Source organism: Luedemannella flava (assembly GCF_039528515.1).
Taxonomy (GTDB): Bacteria; Actinomycetota; Actinomycetes; order Mycobacteriales; family Micromonosporaceae; genus Luedemannella; species Luedemannella flava.
This window is the reverse complement of sequence record NZ_BAAALT010000131.1, coordinates 1-585: the sequence shown is the minus strand read 5'-3', so window position 1 is coordinate 585 and position 585 is coordinate 1. Positions and strand designations below refer to the sequence as shown.

Below are 585 nucleotides of genomic sequence, written 5' to 3'. Positions count from 1 at the left end.
GGACACTTTTTGCAGATGGCAGGGTCGGAGCGGTAGTGTTTGTAGCCGTTCCTGTCCGTCGTTGCATAGGTCAGCAGCCGGCCTTCGGGACAACGGTAGCCATCGGTTTGCTCCTCGTAAGCGAAGCTTGATTTGCGCATCATGCCGGGCTTTGGGGCAGACGGGCGGCGGTATCCGGTCACCCCCAGAATATCCCGCTCCTCCAGTCCCCGGGCTATCGCTGAAGTGGCATAGCCCGCATCAAGACCAACCGCCTTGACCTGGAAGCTGAAGCGGTGTGCCTGACGGTCCAGCCGGTTCAGATAAACAATGCTGTCATGGACATTGGCCGGTGTGGTGAAGGTGTCCGTGACGATCCCCAATTTACCGTCCACCGTGCGGTGGTCCAGATAGAAGAAGCCCTTTGGCTTGCCCTCACGCACNACCTTGGTTTGCTTGACCTCAGGAGAGCGCTCCTGCTCCTTTAGCGGCTTCTGGCCATGCAGCCTGCGTTCCGCCTCAACCGCCCGGTCCAGGTCCGCCCAATAATCGGCCCGTGACTTCTCGATTTGAGCCAGATCGTATTTGCCTTTGTTGGCATTCGCC

1 protein-coding gene is annotated in these 585 nt (G+C 59.1%); it reads right to left on the bottom strand.

What is annotated here, in order from left to right; genetic code table 11:
- Positions 1 to 585 (bottom strand): transposase (locus ABD211_RS20820; RefSeq protein ID WP_486336259.1); only part of this gene is annotated, 585 nt, incomplete at both ends.